The sequence below is a fragment of the Bacteroidia bacterium genome (assembly GCA_016218155.1).
Lineage (GTDB): Bacteria > Bacteroidota > Bacteroidia > Bacteroidales > GWA2-32-17 > GWA2-32-17.
Window position 1 is genome coordinate 34,969 of record JACREQ010000031.1, and the last position, 19,086, is coordinate 54,054.

A 19,086-nucleotide genomic window follows, 5' to 3' on the forward strand; every position below is an offset into this window, starting at 1 on the left:
ATATAATATATCGCAAATTGCGATATTGATCAAAGGCATTGCAAAGCGAGGATATTTCTATTCGTTTATTTAATTACCAACTGCTTTATAATAAGAGTTCCGAACTTTTAAAAAGTTCGGAACTCTTTGGCTGGCAGAGATTGCTATTTACCTTCATTTGGTTAGTTACAACTAAGTTACGCTTCGCTGAACGGGGTTTGTAATTATTCGTTTTTCTGTACTTGCTTTTCAAACTTGTCAATTATTGTTAAATCAATTGCAATACCCAATCCAACTCCAATTGTATACATAAGAATATCCCAGGGGTCATATGTGCTGCCAAGAAATTCAATTTTATAAAGTTGTAATATTTCTACTATTGTTCCAAAAGTAACAGTGAATATTGCACCTATGATTCGGGCTTTATTTACTGATATGCTCTTTCTTAGTGATATTTGCATCAATAAGTATAGATTCATAGGTAGCAGAATATCAATTAAATACCCACGAATAAAATGCTTGAAAATTCCTTGATAATCAGGCCCAATAACGAAATGTAATAGTCCAACGAATATGGAAATTGCAACAATTATATAAGTGCTTTTTTTGTTCTTCATACTGTTATATTAATGCTTGTTAAATTGCTCTTCTATCAATTACTTTGAAAGTTATATTTCTTCTATTATAATACGCTAACGTTTTGTTTATTTGTTGTGATTGGGAGTTTTGCTCCACCAGTCGTTATTTGGCAATACAAAAATAATTATTCCATTTTACTTGCATGTGTCTTAGAATGCCGAGCGGGGAGTAATACATATGTCTTGTTTTATGACCCTTTGGTCTGAACAACGATAATGAAGTTAAATTTTTTTCAGTAAAATGTTTGTTAATATTCATTAATGCCTGTCGGGCTTGATATTCAATTCTATGATTACATAATTTTTCCTCTGACCCATTATGTAGATTAAAATATAGCGCATATGCTATATTTTCCAAAGTTGCAATATTTCGACAAAAATTTTCCAAATCATTCGACTCAATTGGACAAAGATTCTCACCCTCTAACTTATAAAGTATTTTACCTGCACCTTTTAAACAGGCTTGTAAACATATCATTTCTTTTATTACCAATTTAGGCATATAGTCAAAAAACTTATAATATGATAATGAAATTGAATTAAGTGTACGATTCAACCATTCTGAATCTTGAGAATTAGCATTTACAGCACATTCGGCAACTAAGGTACATAATTCATCCCTAGCATCTAAATAGCGTTTCACAATCGATTCAGTAGTACTTTGACGGAATCTTAGTTTATTGAAGTATGATTGTGCAATAAATCCTAATCCAGCACCAATTAAAGAGCTTAAGACGAGTAATAATATTTTTGAGTACAGTTCCATAAATTTAAGTTTTGTCAATAAACTCACAAATACTCTTTAAAGTCGGACTTTTAAAAGTATCAATTAAATTCAGCCTAACACCAGTTTCTTTTTCAATTCTTACAATTAAACGAATAATTTCAATAGAAGCCATTCCATAATCATATAGATTAATGTCAGGTTCAATATCTTCTATCTCAAGTATCTCACGTAATATTGTTTTCACAATGTATTCTGTCTTCATTTTAAATAATATAAATAATTTCTTATAAAACATTTAATTGAATTAGTTCAATCTTTTTTAAGTAAAATCAAGTAATTGAATATTTGCAAATAATTAGATAAAGTTAGTTTTGTATTTTATCAATTGATGCAAATTTTCAAAAATTAAAATTATCCCCCTCTCACCAAAATTAAACTCTTAACCCTAACCTCATTATTTTAAATTGCCGTTTTGTACTGCATAAAACTCTTAATATGTTTCCCATGCAATTTAATCTTCTGTTTTATTGCATATATTTATTCTGCTATTGCTAGTAAATTTATGATTTTTAATTGGTATTAGTGCGGGTTGTTATTTGGCAATACAAAAATAATTATTCTATTTTACTTGCATATGTCTTAGAATGCCGAGCGGGGGCTGTTGGCAGTAGTACATTATTGTCAGCTAACTTATTTCTTCTTTTGTCGTTCTGTTGACACTGTCCAAGCAATTGTTTTAGCTTGTGAAATGTTTTTATATGTATGCCAAAAGTCAAAACCACTTACAATAAATGTTGTCATAGCTACTGTAAAAATCCTTTCAATTAAAGGAAATAATACTGGGAAGCTGTTGTATCCTTGTCTTGACATAATTAATAACCAAATCCCTGTTAAAATTAAAATTGCAAGTGCGGTTTCAGAAATATAAAAGTGTTTTCCATTTTCTTTAATTGCTTCTTTGAAAGCACTATTTATTACTCGTCCTTCAATAATTTGATATGTTTCTTTGTGTTCCAAAATTTCAACTTCATTATTTACAACTTTCAAAGGAGCTTCAGTCAAGATTGATTTTGTTAGTTTTTTAACAATGTCCTCTGTCGCTTGTTGAAGTTTATCCAATTTGGGATTTATTAATCTTATTTTTGCTTCGGCTGGAATTTGCCTTGTAATAATAATTTTAGTCTGTGAACTTGGTATATCTCCACAAAAAATCAAAAATTTTTTTTCTTCTTTTGCAACTTCTGGCATTAAATCCCAAACACACAGCCCTGAACTATTTTCTGTGTCTGCGATTTTTTTATAGTCATCAATTGTTTTAGTTGTATCTGCAAGTCCTAATGAAGTAATTCTAACCAAAAATTCTTGATCTGTCGGAAAGGATGTACCTGCTGTTGATGGAATGTCAAATGTTGTTACCGACCTCATATTTTAAATTTTATTTGTTATTGTTAGGGTTTCTGTTGTATTACTGCCAACTTATTATACATGTACCAAAACTACATATATATCCCCATATTGGAATGTATTGTGTACCTTCTAGTAATCTTTATCAAACTTAGTGATTTATTATAAATTATCAAAAGGCGATTTTATCTTTTGGAGTTTAAAAACAATCATATTCTATATTATATCAAATTGGAGATATGAAAAACAAAAGCATCTGCTCCTTTTTTGTTTTTGTTTTGCTGGGGAATTTTAATTTGGTATTGGTGCGGTTTAAGACCTCTATTTATCCTCAATGAGTTCAGTTGACTTCGTCGATCCCTTCGGGATTCGTTCGGTTAATTACGACGAAGTTACGCTTCGCTATACTTCGACGAGTGGGAGTATTTTTTTTTCTTTTTTTTCTCTTTCTCCATCTAAATATTTATCTAATTTTTTTCTAGTCTTTTTATTAAGTTTTGATTGTTCTCGTTCATTAATAATCCCTTTTTTGGATTCTAACTTTGCACCTTCCCACTCAAGTTTCAAAAGGTACTGTGTAGAAATAACAAATTTATCAATTATTTCTTCTAACTCAGAGAGACTTTTAGTACTTTGAGAGTTCAACACTAATTCTTTGTGCAATTCTTTAATTTCATTAATAATGTATTCATCCCAAATCTTGTTCTCGGGATTAAGAAATAATAGTATCTGAAACCTCGATGTTTCAAGTAATTTCAAAGTTTCAATTTTTTTATCATTACAATTGGGTTCATTTTTCAATTTTTGATATATTTTAATAAGACCCAAATAATCTGACACACTAATTCTAAAATCTTGTATGTATTTAAATCGTGAACTTGTAACTGCATTAATGAATGTTGTTTTACGAGCGTAAAAAAGCGTGATTAAAAGACTTACTGTACTAACTAAAAATGTCAGAATTATTCCAACTAAAGTTATTTTATTACTATCCATATCAATTCATCTTAAAGGGTTGCCTAAAATGTTTCGCGTATTTGTTGTGTTTGGCGAGCTCCCGATAGGCTAAAAGCCTATCGGCTGCCTACTCGATTGGCGTTAGTTATTTTTACATGACATTATTTTAGTGAATTTTATATTAAGACTTTTAGATTTTTCGAAATTTAGCCATTTCCCTTCTATCGGATAGTTATCAATATTAATATCAAATTCAAAGAATCCAGTTTGATTATTGTTAACTGACTCGGTCAAAAACATTGTATTATCATTACTTTGTCCTTTTAAGTTGATTTTTTGAAGTTTTGAATCGTAATAATAGAGTCCTAAAATTTGTTCTTTTTTATCAATGTTAATTGCCATGCTAAACGGGTATCTGTCATCAATTTTTCCGAACAAAAACACGTTGTTGGGAACTTTTTCTTTTAATTTCTCATTCTCTAAAAATTTTTGAATTGGGGTCATGGTCATATATTTGCTCTCTAATAGAATATATTTCCCGATATTGTTTAAGTATTGCTTAATTGAATCAAGTTCTATGGATTTACTATATATAGGTGAACATCCTTGAGCCACATGAGGATAACAGTCATCTGTAAGAGAAATAGAAAACATGTTGCTGTCAATATCATAATTATTAATGTCGTAGTAACTGCAATAAGGTTCAATTTCTGCACATTCGATTGCGGTTACAAATTCTTTTTTCACTCCTTCAAGCCAATATTTATTGAGAAAATTCAAATACCCCGATAATGTAAATAATGCCTGAAAAGGAATTACACTTAATTTTAAAGACTCTCCAGATTTTAAATCAAAAAATAATTCATCAGCAACGTAATTTGGATAAGCCCCATAATATTCTCCTGCAAATGATATGTAAAGAATATTCTCTTTAATCTCGGAAGAACAACCAACTTCGTACCATCTAAACTCTTCTAATTCACTTTGCACATAACTATTAATCATAAAACGGTCAAGAATCTGGAAATTAATCCTATCTACAACAGGATTACTATCATCTAATTTATCCTTTAATCTTGGGATTTCAGATACGTATTTATTATCAACAGTTTCTATCAATTGAACCTTTTCTACAACAAATTCTTGACTATAACTAATCAATGTGTTAATCAAGAAAACTATTAGTAATTTATATCTCATTTTATAATTGTCATTTTAACAGTTTTGTTCGTTATAATTAACGCCAACGTCCGCAAGTATGAAAAGTAGCGGATTGCGATATTACAACTGTATCACACGTAACAAAACTTTATACGGGCTGAAACGCTTGCTAATCCTGTGAAACCGCTATTTTTTATACTTGCTGTTACCTGCTGGGCTTTTTTTCTTTCATTTGTTTTCGTAATGATTTATCACTTCATTCAAATAGTGCAATGTTGATTTCCGAAATCTGCTATCCTTTAAGTTGTTTTTTAATAAATGGTTGTAAGCATTTATAAAAAGCAATTCATTGTCCTCAAGGTAGTAGGTCATTATTTGAGCTTTACTAATTTTTGATTTTTCATAATTACCTACTAATGTCTTAGTTTTCTCGTCCCATGTGTATTGAACAATTGTCGAATCGTTTATATATTTTGGACTTTCTGCTGAATCTGAATATGCTTGGTAATAAACCATTTTCAAAGTCAAAGGATTTGTTTTTTGAATTGTAGATTCAAGCCATAAAATACGAATACTCCAAGGAAATTGTAGATTGCCATTTTCAAGTTCATTCAATATTGGAATGAGTTTATTGTTGTAATATTTGTAAAAGTAAAAGTTAAACCACCAAATCCCTGAACCGCTTTGATAGTTTTCCTTATAATAAATAACGGTCCTACCATCAATATCTTTGTAATGCTTTAATTCAAGTCCATATCGATGATAGATGTTATGCTTCGCAATAATCTTATTGCCAGAAAAGAAATACATTTCACAACTCCATTCTTTATCAGCGTAGTCCGGGCAAACAGCAAATTCTTTAAAATCATTCTTGTTTTTATCAAATGAAACAAAGGTCAACGGAACGATTCCGTCTTTTAAATACACACTGTCGATTTTTATATCGCCAAAAATAGCTTTTACTGTCTTAATATCAAGGTGCTCGACATTGCAGCCCTTTTTAAGTTTTTCAAAGTCTGAACCTTTTACTGAAATATCAAGTTGCTGTTGATTTTTAAAAATCGAATCAGTCATACAAGAGACTTTCTCCATTAAAGGCCTTGAAGGTAATTTTCCAATACTATCTAAAAATATTTCAAGTTGTTGGTCACTATATTGAAATGATTTTTTATTCTCATTTGTTGAATCTTTCGGGACTTGTAAATAATCAAAATTATTTTTTTGATTCGCTGGATTCTGTCCGTTTTTACAACTAATCAGAGTTAAAAAAGTCAGTATGTAAATAAATATCTTCATCGTTTCTGGTTCTTAGCCTTGCAGGTAACTCATTTATAACCATCCCAAAGGTGTGGTTATACACCTAAATATGGATGTTAAAACACACCTTTGGGTGTGCCTTGTTTCCAAACTTAATGATTTATTATAAATTATCAAAAGGCGATTTTATCTTTTGGAAGTTTTAGAAATACTTATATTCTATATTATATCAAATTGGAGATGGGAAAAACAAAAGTGTTTGCTCCTTTTGTGTTTTTGCTTTGCTGGGGAATTTTAATTTGGTATTGGTGCGGTCTAAGACCGCTATTTATCTTTGATGAGTTCACTCCGGTTGGTTAATTACGACGAAGTTATGCTTCGCTAACCGAGCATCTTTACGAGTTCGCTGAAAGCAAACTTTGCCGAGCAGGAGCCTGGTATGAATTCTAAAAGTTAACCCTATAGCTCATTCCAAACCCATTTTCTCCAATCAGTATTGGGGTAACAGAAGAGCTCATCATTGAGTTAGAACGTTTTTTATGAATAACTTGCTGTCCATGCGAGAGTGCAATTTTGCCATAAACATAACCAATTGCAATTGCTAACGGATAATCGCTAACCCAATGAACACCATTGTTCATCATAGAATATCCTAATACCCCCATCAATGTATAACCAATGGGTTTCACGTAGCGATATTCTGGGTAATTTCCCGAAATAATTGTAATTGTAGCCATTGCAGTGGCCAAATGACCAGAAGGGAAGGCATCAAAGTATGGAACATGCTTTTGGTAGTAGCTAGGATTTGGGAAAGGTTTCCATTTTCCTCCTGGAGAAGAAGCAACAAATGGACTTTCACGCCCTGTAACTCTTTTAATAAATTGAGTGGTGATAGCTAAAGTTAAAAACATTTCAGCTAGTTCTGATGAGGTTTGGAGCGCACGATAATCTTTTGCAAAACTACCGTAGCTATAAAAACTACCTGCAATAAGTATACTTGGCCAGCCTTCACCCAGAAAGTAGAATCCAGAATTTAAGTTTTGAGGAATATCAAGGACGGGTACTCGAAAGCCACCCAATTTTAAAGTTATGGCATTAGCAAATTTTCTTTCTGCATCAAGGTGTATAAATCTACCAAATTGTTGAGATGCGTCAAGAATTTTTTGATCCAAAGCAACAAGAATAGCTGTACCGCCTATTAGCATTCCTAATTTTGGAAGGTTCTTTTTTCGGGTACTAACTTTACAAAAATCGGCAATATTTCTTGGCACATATCCTACAAATCCAAATGGACGGGTTTTATAGAATAGTAATGATTTTGAGGAGTCAATATCTACAACTTGTGCTTTAACTAATATAACGGTATCTCTTTTATGTTTATATACCAAAGTATCCCTCTTCTCAGAGGCATTGCTTGTTATTTGAATGATGAAAATAAATACAAAGGCTAGTGTAATTCTTTGTAAGAAGTATTTAATATTTATTCCCATCTATCCAATTTTTTCTTGTAAACGTAATTTGAAGATTGGTAGTAACCAACAGCATCTTTTAGAAGATCATTATCCGCAGGAATATCAAGCATAACTCCTGTTAATCTGTTAAATTGATAATAGCGAACCTTTTGCTGCGGGCTTAGAATGACTATTTTATCATTCTTTATAAATCCTAACTTTTGGTAATTTGCAATAAAAGCTCTTTCCTCAGCTGGTGTCATTTTAAAAATATCTTTTCCAAAGAATTTGCTCTTATAAGTCCAGTTAAGCATGCTAAGCAAAGTAGGAGCAACATCAATTTGACTCGATAATTTATCAATTTTCTGTGGAGGGAAAAGTGTTGGATTATATATAATAAGCGGTATTTGATACTCTAGAACAGGCAACTCGGTTTGTCCAGCACTTCCTGCGCAATGATCAGCCATTATAACTATAATAGTATTATTAAACCATGGTTTCTTTTGAACTTTACGAATGAAATCACCAATAGCATAATCGGTATATTTAACTGCACCCTGACGATTTGCAGGTGATATAATATCAATACGCCCATTAGGATATGTAAATGGCCTGTGATTTGAGGTTGTCATTACAAGGTTAAGGAAAGGTTTTCCTGATGCAAAAGACAGATCTGCTTCCTTTATGGTTTTTGATAGTAAATCCTCATCGCAAACTCCCCAAGCATTTTCGAAGTTAATTTCATTATCTTCAAAATCACCTTTATCTATTGATGTGTATCCATTCTTTTCATAAAAAGCGTTCATATTATCAAAATAACCATTGCCACCATATATGAATTTAAGTTCATACCCACGAGCTTTGAAAAGGTGACCAAGCGAGAACATATTACCATTATTTGGACGCTTAATTACACTTTGACCTGGTTTTGGTGGTGCTGAAAGAGCTACTGCTTCAAGTCCCCATATTGTTCGTGTGCCCGTTGCATAAAAATTTGTAAACAGTATTGAGTTATTTGCGATTGAATCAAGATGTGGTGTAATTTTTCCCTTTTTGCTGCCCATATATCCTAAAAATTCACCACTAAGACTTTCAATAGTAATGAAGATAACGTTGTGCCTCTTTTCCTCTCCTTGATTTGTAATAAGTTGGGAAATGTCTGTTACATTATCATTAATGAATTTGCCATTTTCACTTTTAATAAGTGAACGTAAATTTGTGAAATTTTCCTCGGTAGGTTTCTTAATATAAAATGTTTCGTAGTCGAGTTCATTGTTTATGAAAGCAGCAAAAATGGAATGTACCCCATTTTTTGATAATTCATTATTGTATCTATTTTCAGTTTTTTCGGCCCATGTATTATCTACAATTATAAACGAAAGAATAGGCAACACTAATAGAACTATTCCAGCTGTTAGGCGTCCTTTGAATTTAACTTTGCTATTTAATGAAGGAGAAAGCAGGTTCTTCTTTATCACTAAATACATTATGGCTGAATCAATAATAAAAATTGAGATAAGAAGTAGGGGTAGGGGATACGATTCACGAATATTTCCGATTACTTCTGTTGTATAAATAAGGTAATCTACAGCAATAAAGTTATAACGCACACCAAACTCTTCCCAAAAAAAGTATTCGGACACCCCGTTAAAAAGCATTATATAAATTGTGATAAATAGGATAAAATGCCCTAGCCATCTATTTATAATGGAATTATATAGTTTGCTTGGAATAAGTAATAGAAATAGTACAAAAGGTATCATAAAATATGAAAAAGCTACTGTGTCAAAGAATAGCCCAACTCCATATACTCTAAGTAGACTGAAGATACCAAGATTTACCTCATGAAACGACATGCTTAGTAGTACAGTTCGAGAGATAAATGAGATGATGATAAAAAGGCAGTACATAATTAGTATGCTTCCATACCTGTTGTTGAGTAGTTTTTTCATATATCCAGAATTGTAATTTTTAGTAAAACCCTTAATTATATGTGGTTGTATACCAGTTAATAATTGAAGGGCAAATATATAATATTTATTTATTTCTTCTCTCCTCTCAACCAAATCGATTTAGAAGATTCGACTCATTTTTTCCTGTATTTTATAAAATAGTTTTTTAATTATCGCATCGTAAATTACCTTTGGCAAGAATAAATAAATTTTATAGCGAATTGATATGATGCAAACAAATGATAAAGAGAAAATAATCTTTCTGATCAACCCAATTTCAGGCACGAAAAAGAAAGCAGATATACCTAAAAAAATACTTCAGCTAATTGATAAATCGATGTATGATGCTGAAGTTTATATCACTAAATATAAGGGAGAAGCAACAGAAATTGTTTCACAAAAAATAGTTGAAGGTTATTCACGATTCATTGCAGTTGGAGGCGATGGAACTGTTAATGAAATAGCCAAAGCATTGGTTGATACTAATGGGATTTTGGGCATTATTCCTATAGGATCAGGAAATGGGCTTGCCAGGCACTTGAGGATTCCTCTTGATCTTAAGAAGTCCATGGAACTTATTAACACAGGCAAATATGAGGCTATTGATTATGGGAGAGTTAACGATGTTCCGTTTTTCTGTACATGCGGGGTTGGTTTCGATGCACATATCGGACATAAATTTGCTGAGGCTACGGAGAGAGGTTTTGTTACATACCTCAAAACTACTCTAAGGGAATTTTTTAGCTATAAGGCAAAAAAGTACAAGCTGAAAATTGATAATACCATAAAACTTAAGTCACGCGCATTCCTAATAACATTTGCCAATGCCTCACAGTATGGGAATAATGCATATATCTCCCCTAAGGCGGATATTCAGGATGGAAAACTAGATATTTGTATCCTTTCACCTTTTAGATTGTATAGAGGCGTAAGCATTGGTATTCGATTATTTGCTAAAACAATGGATCGTAGCCCTTTAATGAACAGTATGCGGGCTGAAAAAATTGTTTTGAAGAGAAAGAAAGAAGGTGTTATCCATTTTGACGGAGAACCTTGTTTGATGGGAAAAAAATTGAAGATTAGTATTGTTCACAATGGATTAAAGGTGATGTTTCCTAAAATAGGTTAATTTTACTTTAACAGATTGGTTATTACACGAAAAATCAACCCAATTTTACCCCTACCCCTAAAGGGATTGGGTTGATTTTTCTGATTTCTCCCTTTAGGGCTTGGGGTAAAAAGCAGAACCGAAGTGAAACGAGTTCGACGAAGTCAAAAATCAAGTTTATTTCAAATCTGTTAAAGTAGAATTAATATATCAAGATGAAATTAGATGAGATAAATGTGGGGTGTTATAATTATTTTCAAAATAATTTAATCAATTTTGAGAGCAATTTTCTAGTAAACAATCATACAACCTAATTCTACACCTATGAAAATCATATGTATTGGTCTAAATTACATGGATCACATTAGGGAAATGAATAATCCTATACCACAGGTTCCTGTTTTTTTCCTAAAACCTGATACCAGTTTAGTTAGAAACAATAACCCTTTCTTTTACCCTGAATTTACTAACGACTTACAGTATGAGTTAGAGGTTGTTTTAAAAATCAATAAGTTAGGTAGAAATGTTAGCGAGAAGTTTGCACATCGTTACTATAATGAAATAGGTCTAGGGATAGATTTTACCGCTCGCGATTTACAACGACTCTGCAAGGATAAGGGAATGCCTTGGGAAATGGCAAAGGCTTTCGATGGATCAGCACCTATCAGTAGTTTTGTTAAAAAGGAGCGGTTTGAGAACCTCAATAATATTAATTTCAAACTCGAAAAGAATGATGTGATTGTTCAAAAGGGTAACACTAATGACATGGTCTTCAAATTCGATCATATAATCTCCTATGTCACTAAATTCATAACCTTGAGAACAGGAGATCTTATTTTTACTGGAACTCCTGTTGGTGTTGGCCCTGTTAAAGTTGGGGATAGGCTAAAGGCTTATTTGGAGGATGAGCTAATGCTTGATTTTTTTATAAGGTAGATTCTAATACTTTTTTTGCAGCGGAGTTACCAGCAAGCCATCCTGTTGAAAATGCAATTTGGAGATTATAACCTCCTGTATTACCATCAACATCAATTATTTCTCCTGCGAAATAGAGATTGCTAACTATTTTGGATTCCATTGTTTTTGGGTTTATCTCTTTTATTGAGATACCTCCAGCGGTTACAATTGCCTCATCCCAACCTCTGAAGTTTGTTGCTTCAATACGAAAATCTTTTAGTAGGTTGATAAGGCTCTTCTTGTCTTTAATATTTAATTGATTTACAGGTTTTAACGGATCGATGCGCAGAATTTCAATGAATGTGTCAATTAGCTGAGAGGGTAGAAGTTCCTTAAGTAATGTGGCAATATTCATCTTACTTGAATTGGTAATATCCCGTTGTATTCTTGATTCGATTTTTTGATAATCCAACGCTGGTTTAAGATCTAAGGATATCTCGACCTTTTTATTATTAGTTAATGAATCAACAATTAACCTGCTTAATCGCAATATTATAGGGCCATCTAACCCATATTCAGTAAAAGAGAGCTCACCAAATTCGCTAATGCTTTTCTTTCCACCAATCCAAAGCGTTGCATTGATATTTCTGAGATTTAAGCCTATGGCTTTATTGTAAACCGTTTTAGTTTCAATCCCAACAAGAGACGGACGTAGATTTTCGATTTTATGCCCAGCTAATTTTGCAAATTGGTAACCATCCCCAGTTGAACCTGTTGCAGGATATGATTTACCTCCAGTTGCTACAATTACACATTTACTATTGACAGTATCAATTAATCCCGATTTTGTATTTTTAACCTTTATACCTTTTATTATATGTTCATCTACTATAATATTTTCAATTTGTGAGTTATTGTAGATTTCTACGTTCAAAGATTTTACCCATTTAATAAGTGCTTCGGCAACATCCCATGCTTTTTCGCTAGTGGGGAACACACGTTGACCTCGCTCTATCTTAGTATCAACCCCCATTGTTTTTAGTAAATCCACAATATCTTGGTTGAAAAAAGAACCAAATGCTTGTCGTAAGAAACGAGGCTCAGGTGAAATCTCTTTAAGGTATTCCTCTAAAGATTTCATGTTGGTGATATTACACCTCCCTTTACCAGTAATTCTAAGTTTTCGGGCAGGTTTCTCCATTTTTTCTAGGAGAACAACTTTTGCACCAAGCATTGCTGCACTTCCTGCCGCAAGTAAACCAGCTGCACCAGCACCAATGATGGCAATATCATAGGAGTTTTTCAAAATAATTTGATAAGAAGGGTAATTAATCAAGTAATAATGCCGATGTCACCTCAAGTTCATTTCTAAGTTTACTAAAATACCAAAGAGGATAACCTTTAGTATTTATTCTTAGAGTTTCTTCAATGGTTTCATCTATTCCTAACTTTTTCTCAACAAGACTTTCTTTTAATATCTTAAAAACAGTGAGTTGGCTATCTGGAATTTCAGTCTTTTGCGAGAAGTAACCATCAAGTTCAGCAAAGAAATCGAAGGTTTCTTTATACCTTATCTTTTGCCTTTCTGCGAATTTAGGAAGACCTGAGTAAGTGCTTAAAAAATTCGAAAACCTATTTTTTAAATTAGTAGTAACCTTTTTAGGAATTTCAGTGTCAGGGATGCATCGCTTTAGATAAATCTCAACATATCTAAAAACTCCTATATAACCCAATGCGTCAAGATCATCTGCGGCTGAAACAAGCCTCAGAATTGTCTTCATTGTATATGGGGTAACAGTCGAGATTTCCTTTTTCGATTTATCGTCGTGTTTTTCAATAACATCAAGCACTTCTGGTAGATCAGGAACTTGAAGGTTAGGGTTGTCTTTGAAGAAATCTTCACAAATTTTTCGACCTAAAAAACCATGTTGTTCCCCAACATCCAATGTTAACCCTGCATCGTGAAAGAAGCAGGCTACTATAGCTTTGTCAATAGAATCGAGAGTTGTTTTTATTCCTGCTTTATGTAGTTCAATAAGTAAACCACGGCAATGTAACCAAACTCTTAAATGATGCTCTGCATCGTGGGAAGGCAAATGTGTATTTTGAAAAAGGGATTTACTATGCTTGTATAGAGGTTTAAGCCATTTTTGCTCAGAGCTATTTATCTTTTCGAGTAGTAGTTCCATTATAGTTAGTTAAAAATTCGTAGCTCGAATTTCGTAAAAAAAAGAAAGCAGGACAATTTTTTATCCTGCTTTTTTAGTTTGAAGATATAATGTTTTCTACACTAATTCCCCCGACCTTGTGATAAGCTCCTTAGCCATATCTAGTATCGTTGAATCATCTAATGTAACAATCCCGCCATCGGGTCCCTGCTCAACGTGAAAGCCTACTGCACCTCCCTTTTCGTAATTTGTCCCACCAAAATAATTACGTACAGTTTCGACATTCACGTTTAACCTGTCTGCGATATGTTGCATACTCCCTGAAGGAAGATTGTCTTTTATCCTCCTTAACTCATTAAATGTTATTAATTTGGTCATATTTGTTAAGATTTTAAAGATATCAAATGGGGCTTAAATATATGAAATGCTAATTGGAATTAAAAATTATTTAACTGTTACTTAATGTTAATTTTATTAACCATTCCTAGAAGCCACAACATGATTGGGTATGGTTAATAAAATCAGGAAGTTGATATATGTCATTAAACGATTTTTACGATGACTTGTTTGGTTGAGAATTCAGATTTTGATGAATGAGAATGGTTTTTACTTAATGGTTATCTTTGAGCATTCCTTTTATGTTTTTTTATGCTAAAAATGGTTGTTACAGATCTTGATGGTACACTGCTGAATAGTGATGCTATTGCTGAGAAGCCTGTTCTTGAAACATTATTCAGTTTAGGTGAAATGGGGATAGTAAGAACAATTGCCACAGGTCGTTCGCTTTACTCAATCAATAAGGTTTTATCGGATGATTTTCCAATTGACTATATAATTTTTTCTTCTGGTGCTGGTGTGATTCGATGGAAAGACAAACAGATATTGAATTCTCGTCTTCTATATCAGCACGAGGTTCAATCTGTTGTTGATGATTTGATTTTACATGGAATTGATTTTATGATTCACGAGCCAATACCTCACAATCATTGCTTTCTATATCATTCAGCTAATCATGAGAATTCCGATTTTGATAGAAGAATCGAGACGTATAGAGCATTTTGTAGACCATACATCTCAGGTATCGAATTTCCTGATGGAGCTACTCAGATAATAGCCGTTCTACCCAATGATGCCGATCTTTTTAAAAGATTAAGCCTTAAATTTCCAACATTAAAGGTTATTAGAACAACATCCCCTTCGGACGGAGTTTCAATTTGGATGGAAATTTTTCCGCTTGATGTTTCAAAAGCGTATGGAATAAGTTGGCTTTGTGGTGAGGAGGTGAAATGTAATATAAATGAGGTTATTGCAATAGGAAACGACTTTAACGATTTGGATATGCTCGATTTTATTGAACTTTCTTATGTTGTTTCGAATGCACCTGATGAGTTAAAAAACCTATATAAGGTTGTGCCATCTAACAATGAGTATGGTTTTAATTTTGCTGTAAAAGATGCGCTGATTAACCTCCGATGATTCCAATATCTCGTATGATGTATACATCATAATCACCTAAATAGGTGAAACCTAAATTTTTATAAAGTTCTATTGCCGCAATATTGTTTTTATGAACCTCTAACTTCACCTGATAACCTTTTTGCTTAACGAATTTGAGTGATTCTTTTGCTAGCTGTAATCCTATTCCTTTACGTTGATAGTTAGGATGAATACCGAAGTGATGTAAATGAATTCTTCTCCCATCAAAGGTCATCCATGATGTGCCAATAATCTCATTATTTGATGATTCAACAACTAGCATCTTACCGCCCATATTAATACTATGCTCAATAATTTCGAGGTTATCTCCCCGTTGAGCACTACCAAGGTTTGTAAGTTGCCAAACATTCATTAATCCCTGATAATCAGTTGATGTGAAATCTCTTATTGTAATTTTTTCCATAATTTTATTAGATCTCTTTACTAAGACTCCAAAATAGCTTTAATGCTTCCTTCTTTTTACTGTTCAAGTCGAAAGAGATATTATTCTTAAAATAGAGCTGAGCATCAAGCCTACTTATATTAAGTGTGGTGAGCGAATCAATAGATGCATCAATATTTTCAACTCCCAGTTTTAGGGACTGGTTAAATGAGTCGAGGAAGGTTTTGTCAATCTGTTTGTTTGCAGTCCATGCAGCAAAAACGAATGGTAGACCTGTAAGCCTAATCCATTCTTCAGCAAGATCGTATCGATATTTAAATTTGGATTCAGATTCAAATACTCTATCGCCAATTATTACAATTCCATCATAAGGATCTATATCATTTAATGTATGTTGTGGGGTATAGGGAATCCATTCGGGGTTAATTTTCCAAAGGTTATTCGATAAAACTTTAATCAACATAACAGATGTTCTTGATTGATAATCAAGGTAAATTCTATCGAGAGTTTCAATTGGTGAGTTGCTAAGTAATACTACCGTCCTTACTGGACCTTCAGCACCTATGCAGAAATCAGAGATAATATTATAATAAGGTAGAGATGGTATAACAGCTACAGGAACTAATCCTATATCGACTTCATCATCAGCAAGTTTTCGTGCGCATTCCGCTGGATAATCTAACGACAAGTCTATTTTTTCTAATATACTTGAATTTTGTAACCCGTAAACAAAAGGAATAGAGTTTAAATATGATACTGCCGATACCCTAATCTTTTCTATCATCTTTTAAATTATTTATTGTGTTTTAACAACTTACAAGTGGAAAGGTTTATTTACCTTGCTACGAAATTAGTAAAAACAGAACAGAAGAGTTCCATAACCCATTAAATAATGATGTTTTAAATCTATCTTCTAATAGATTAGCGAATTTCAAGGGTTCTTTATTAACTTTGGCTCTTAATTAAAAGTTGACTATGGACTTTACTCAATTAACTGCGGTTTCTCCAATCGACGGTAGATACAAAGATAAAATTGAAGAGTATTCCACCTTCTTTTCGGAATTTGCACTAATCAAATATCGAGTTTTTGTAGAGGTTGAATACTTTATTGCCTTATGTGAGTTACCCCTTTTTCAATTAGCCAAGGTTGATAAATCATCATTCGGAGTTGTGAGAGAAATTTGTAGTAAATTTTCTATTGAAGATGCCCTACAAATTAAGGAAATTGAGAAAACTACAAATCATGATGTAAAGGCTGTTGAGTATTTTTTAAAGGAAAAATTTGATTTGAATAACTTGGGTGATTTTAAGGAGTTTATTCATTTTGGGTTAACCTCACAGGATATTAACAATACGGCATTCCCCTTAATGTTAAGGGATTCGTTAAATAATGTGTACTTTCCCTATCTTGAACAAGTTATTGAGAAATTAAAATATTTTTCCAATGAATGGAAGGATGTGCCTTTGCTTGCAAGAACACACGGACAACCAGCCTCACCAACATGCCTTGGTAAGGAGATAAAAGTATTTGTTGAACGCTTAGAAGTACAACTTAAGCAGCTAAAAAGCATACCATTATCTGCTAAATTTGGCGGAGCTACTGGTAATCTTAATGCTCACCACATCGCATATCCTGAAGTCGATTGGATTGTATTTGCAAATAGATTTGTAAATCAGATTCTTGGGCTTAATCGTTCTCAAACAACAACCCAAATTGAGCATTACGATAATTTAGCGGCACAGTTTGATTGCATGAAAAGGATTAACACTATCCTCATCGATTTGTGCAGGGATATCTGGACATACGTGTCGATGGATTATTTCAAACAAAAGATCAAAAAAGGCGAAATTGGATCATCTGCAATGCCACATAAGGTAAACCCTATAGATTTTGAGAATGCCGAAGGTAATTTTGGAATGGCAAATGCAATTTTCGAACACCTTTCTGCTAAATTGCCAATATCACGCCTGCAGCGTGATTTAACCGATAGCACTGTAATGAGAAATATTGGTGTGCCGATGGCTCATACACTCATATCATTTAAGTCTACCTTAAAAGGTCTTGATAAACTACTGCTTAACGTTGAGGCCATAAATAGCGATTTGAATAAAAATTGGACCGTAGTAGCTGAAGCTATACAAACTATTCTTAGGCGTGAAGGTTATCCTAATCCTTACGAAGCTCTAAAAGACCTAACTAGAACCAATAAGCCCATTTCACAAGCTGATGTTGTTCAATTTATTGATAGTTTAGAGGTTAGCCCAAAAATCAAAGAGCAACTGAAACTTATTACACCTTTTAGCTATACAGGTCTTTATTGAAGGTATTAACCTCGATTGTAATAATACATTATAAGGTGTTTACCACAAATTATATTTTTTACCTTTGTCCGAAATTAATTGCTACTAACATTACAATAATTGACGTTGATGAAAAGATTTCTTAAAGTTTTCCGCTTTATATATCCCTATAAATGGCAAGCAATAGCAAATATTATAACCAACCTTTTGGGGACTGCTTTTGGCTTGTTTTCAATTTTAATGGCAATCCCTTTCTTAAAAGTGCTTTTTGGAACACAACCTTTAGTTGAAGTCAAGCCAGAATTTACTTTTAATGCCGACTCATTAACTCAATACTTTAATTACTTAGTATCCCAAATAATTACTGAACATGGCAAGGCCAAAGCACTATTATTTATTATTCTTTTAGTTATTGTAACCTCATTTTTGAAAAACCTTTTCTCATACCTTGCTTTATGGTTTTTGGCTCCAATTAGAAACGGTGTAGTTAAGGATATAAGAAATGCTCTATTTCAAAAGATAATGGTATTGCCATTAAGTTATTTTTCTGATGAAAAAAAAGGCGATATCATTAGTAAGATGACCAATGACGTTAACGAGATAGAAGTTTCAATAATTAGATCTCTGGAAATGTTTTTTAGAGATCCTATTGCAATTATTGTATATCTATTGATACTAATCAAGATGAGTCCCAGCTTAACAATGTTTGTACTTATCTTATTACCTATTGCTGGTTTTATAATTGGTCGAATTGGTAAGAACTTGAAGAAAACATCTTTTAAAGGGCAGAAAAGGATGGGCACTCTTCTCTCTATTATTGAGGAGACGCTTGGAGGACTTCGAATCATTAAAGCATTCAATGCAGAAGGAAAGGTTACGAAGCGTTTTGAGAATACCAATAGTTTTTACACTCGCCTAATGATCAAAATGTGGCGCAGACGAGACCTAGCCTCGCCATTAAGTGAATTTTTAGGAACAGTAGTTATTGCACTCGTACTATGGTATGGTGGAAAACTTATTCTTAGTGGTAATAGCAACCTCTCAGGGGAGGTTCTAATTGGCTATGTAGCCTGCTTTTATATGATTATCAACCCGGCAAAATCATTTTCTAGCGCATATTTTAATATTATTAAGGGATTAGCTTCGGCGGATCGTATAGATACTATTCTTAGTGCTGAGAATAGTATTAAAAATAGTGCGAATGCTA

The 19,086-nt window shown here is 32.9% G+C and carries 19 protein-coding genes; 5 read left to right on the forward strand and 14 right to left on the reverse strand.

What is annotated here, in order from left to right; all coding sequences use genetic code 11:
* Positions 1-203: 203 nt before the first annotated feature.
* From HY951_04530 to HY951_04570, 9 genes are all read right to left on the reverse strand, one after another.
* Positions 204-596 carry a DUF2809 domain-containing protein gene (locus HY951_04530; GenBank protein ID MBI5539301.1) on the reverse strand — a complete coding sequence of 131 codons (393 nt, stop codon included), beginning with the start codon at positions 594-596 and terminating at the stop codon, positions 204-206.
* A 124-nt stretch (positions 597-720) separates the two neighbouring features.
* On the reverse strand, positions 721-1,383 hold the full coding sequence (locus tag HY951_04535; protein MBI5539302.1) for a hypothetical protein: 663 nt from the start codon (positions 1,381-1,383) through the stop codon (positions 721-723).
* A gap of 4 nt (positions 1,384-1,387) precedes the next feature.
* Positions 1,388-1,606 (reverse strand): acyl carrier protein, encoded by a 219-nt coding sequence (locus HY951_04540; GenBank protein ID MBI5539303.1) that lies wholly within the window; start codon positions 1,604-1,606, stop codon positions 1,388-1,390.
* 428 nt (positions 1,607-2,034) lie between these two features.
* The gene (locus tag HY951_04545; GenBank protein MBI5539304.1) at positions 2,035-2,700 is read right to left on the reverse strand and encodes a hypothetical protein; all 666 of its coding nucleotides are present in this window, start codon (positions 2,698-2,700) and stop codon (positions 2,035-2,037) included.
* Positions 2,701-3,150: 450 nt separating this feature from the next.
* Positions 3,151-3,744 (reverse strand): hypothetical protein, encoded by a 594-nt coding sequence (locus HY951_04550; GenBank protein ID MBI5539305.1) that lies wholly within the window; start codon positions 3,742-3,744, stop codon positions 3,151-3,153.
* Between the two features lie 102 nt (positions 3,745-3,846).
* Positions 3,847-4,905 carry a hypothetical protein gene (locus tag HY951_04555; protein MBI5539306.1) on the reverse strand — a complete coding sequence of 353 codons (1,059 nt, stop codon included), beginning with the start codon at positions 4,903-4,905 and terminating at the stop codon, positions 3,847-3,849.
* A 189-nt stretch (positions 4,906-5,094) separates the two neighbouring features.
* Positions 5,095-6,162 carry a hypothetical protein gene (locus HY951_04560; protein MBI5539307.1) on the reverse strand — a complete coding sequence of 356 codons (1,068 nt, stop codon included), beginning with the start codon at positions 6,160-6,162 and terminating at the stop codon, positions 5,095-5,097.
* Positions 6,163-6,569: 407 nt separating this feature from the next.
* Positions 6,570-7,511, reverse strand: a complete 942-nt coding sequence (locus HY951_04565; GenBank protein ID MBI5539308.1) for a phosphatase PAP2 family protein — start codon at positions 7,509-7,511, stop codon at positions 6,570-6,572.
* 92 nt (positions 7,512-7,603) lie between these two features.
* Positions 7,604-9,484, reverse strand: coding sequence for a sulfatase-like hydrolase/transferase (locus HY951_04570; GenBank protein ID MBI5539309.1), 1,881 nt, complete (start codon positions 9,482-9,484; stop codon positions 7,604-7,606).
* A gap of 268 nt (positions 9,485-9,752) precedes the next feature.
* Between HY951_04570 and HY951_04575 the strand changes: the two genes are divergently transcribed.
* Complete coding sequence (locus HY951_04575) at positions 9,753-10,655, forward strand: YegS/Rv2252/BmrU family lipid kinase (protein ID MBI5539310.1); 903 nt, start codon at positions 9,753-9,755, stop codon at positions 10,653-10,655.
* Between the two features lie 303 nt (positions 10,656-10,958).
* Positions 10,959-11,570 carry a fumarylacetoacetate hydrolase family protein gene (locus HY951_04580; protein MBI5539311.1) on the forward strand — a complete coding sequence of 204 codons (612 nt, stop codon included), beginning with the start codon at positions 10,959-10,961 and terminating at the stop codon, positions 11,568-11,570.
* On the opposite strand, the gene HY951_04585 is transcribed toward HY951_04580, so the two are convergent.
* From HY951_04585 to HY951_04595, 3 genes are all read right to left on the reverse strand, one after another.
* Positions 11,560-12,864: an NAD(P)/FAD-dependent oxidoreductase gene (locus HY951_04585; protein MBI5539312.1), complete on the reverse strand. Its 1,305-nt coding sequence runs from the start codon at positions 12,862-12,864 to the stop codon at positions 11,560-11,562. The genes HY951_04580 and HY951_04585 overlap by 11 nt on opposite strands.
* Positions 12,860-13,627, reverse strand: a complete 768-nt coding sequence (locus tag HY951_04590) for an HD domain-containing protein (protein MBI5539313.1) — start codon at positions 13,625-13,627, stop codon at positions 12,860-12,862. Before HY951_04590 ends, HY951_04585 begins: the two co-directional genes overlap by 5 nt.
* A gap of 189 nt (positions 13,628-13,816) precedes the next feature.
* Positions 13,817-14,077, reverse strand: coding sequence for a DNA-binding protein (locus HY951_04595; GenBank protein MBI5539314.1), 261 nt, complete (start codon positions 14,075-14,077; stop codon positions 13,817-13,819).
* A 279-nt stretch (positions 14,078-14,356) separates the two neighbouring features.
* Here HY951_04595 and HY951_04600 point away from each other — a divergent pair, with 279 nt between their 5' ends.
* Positions 14,357-15,175 (forward strand): HAD family phosphatase, encoded by an 819-nt coding sequence (locus tag HY951_04600; protein MBI5539315.1) that lies wholly within the window; start codon positions 14,357-14,359, stop codon positions 15,173-15,175.
* Here HY951_04600 and HY951_04605 read toward each other — a convergent pair.
* Both HY951_04605 and HY951_04610 read right to left on the reverse strand, forming a co-directional pair.
* A complete protein-coding gene (locus HY951_04605) occupies positions 15,162-15,599 on the reverse strand; it encodes a GNAT family N-acetyltransferase (GenBank protein MBI5539316.1) in 438 nt (145 codons plus the stop codon). The two genes, HY951_04600 and HY951_04605, sit on opposite strands and share 14 nt — an antisense overlap.
* Positions 15,600-15,606: 7 nt before the next feature.
* Positions 15,607-16,362 (reverse strand): menaquinone biosynthesis protein, encoded by a 756-nt coding sequence (locus HY951_04610; protein MBI5539317.1) that lies wholly within the window; start codon positions 16,360-16,362, stop codon positions 15,607-15,609.
* Positions 16,363-16,553: 191 nt separating this feature from the next.
* Here HY951_04610 and purB point away from each other — a divergent pair, with 191 nt between their 5' ends.
* Positions 16,554-17,900, forward strand: coding sequence for an adenylosuccinate lyase (gene purB, locus HY951_04615; GenBank protein MBI5539318.1), 1,347 nt, complete (start codon positions 16,554-16,556; stop codon positions 17,898-17,900).
* Between the two features lie 108 nt (positions 17,901-18,008).
* A partial coding sequence (locus tag HY951_04620) for an ABC transporter ATP-binding protein (GenBank protein ID MBI5539319.1) occupies positions 18,009-19,086 on the forward strand: 1,078 nt, incomplete at its 3' end.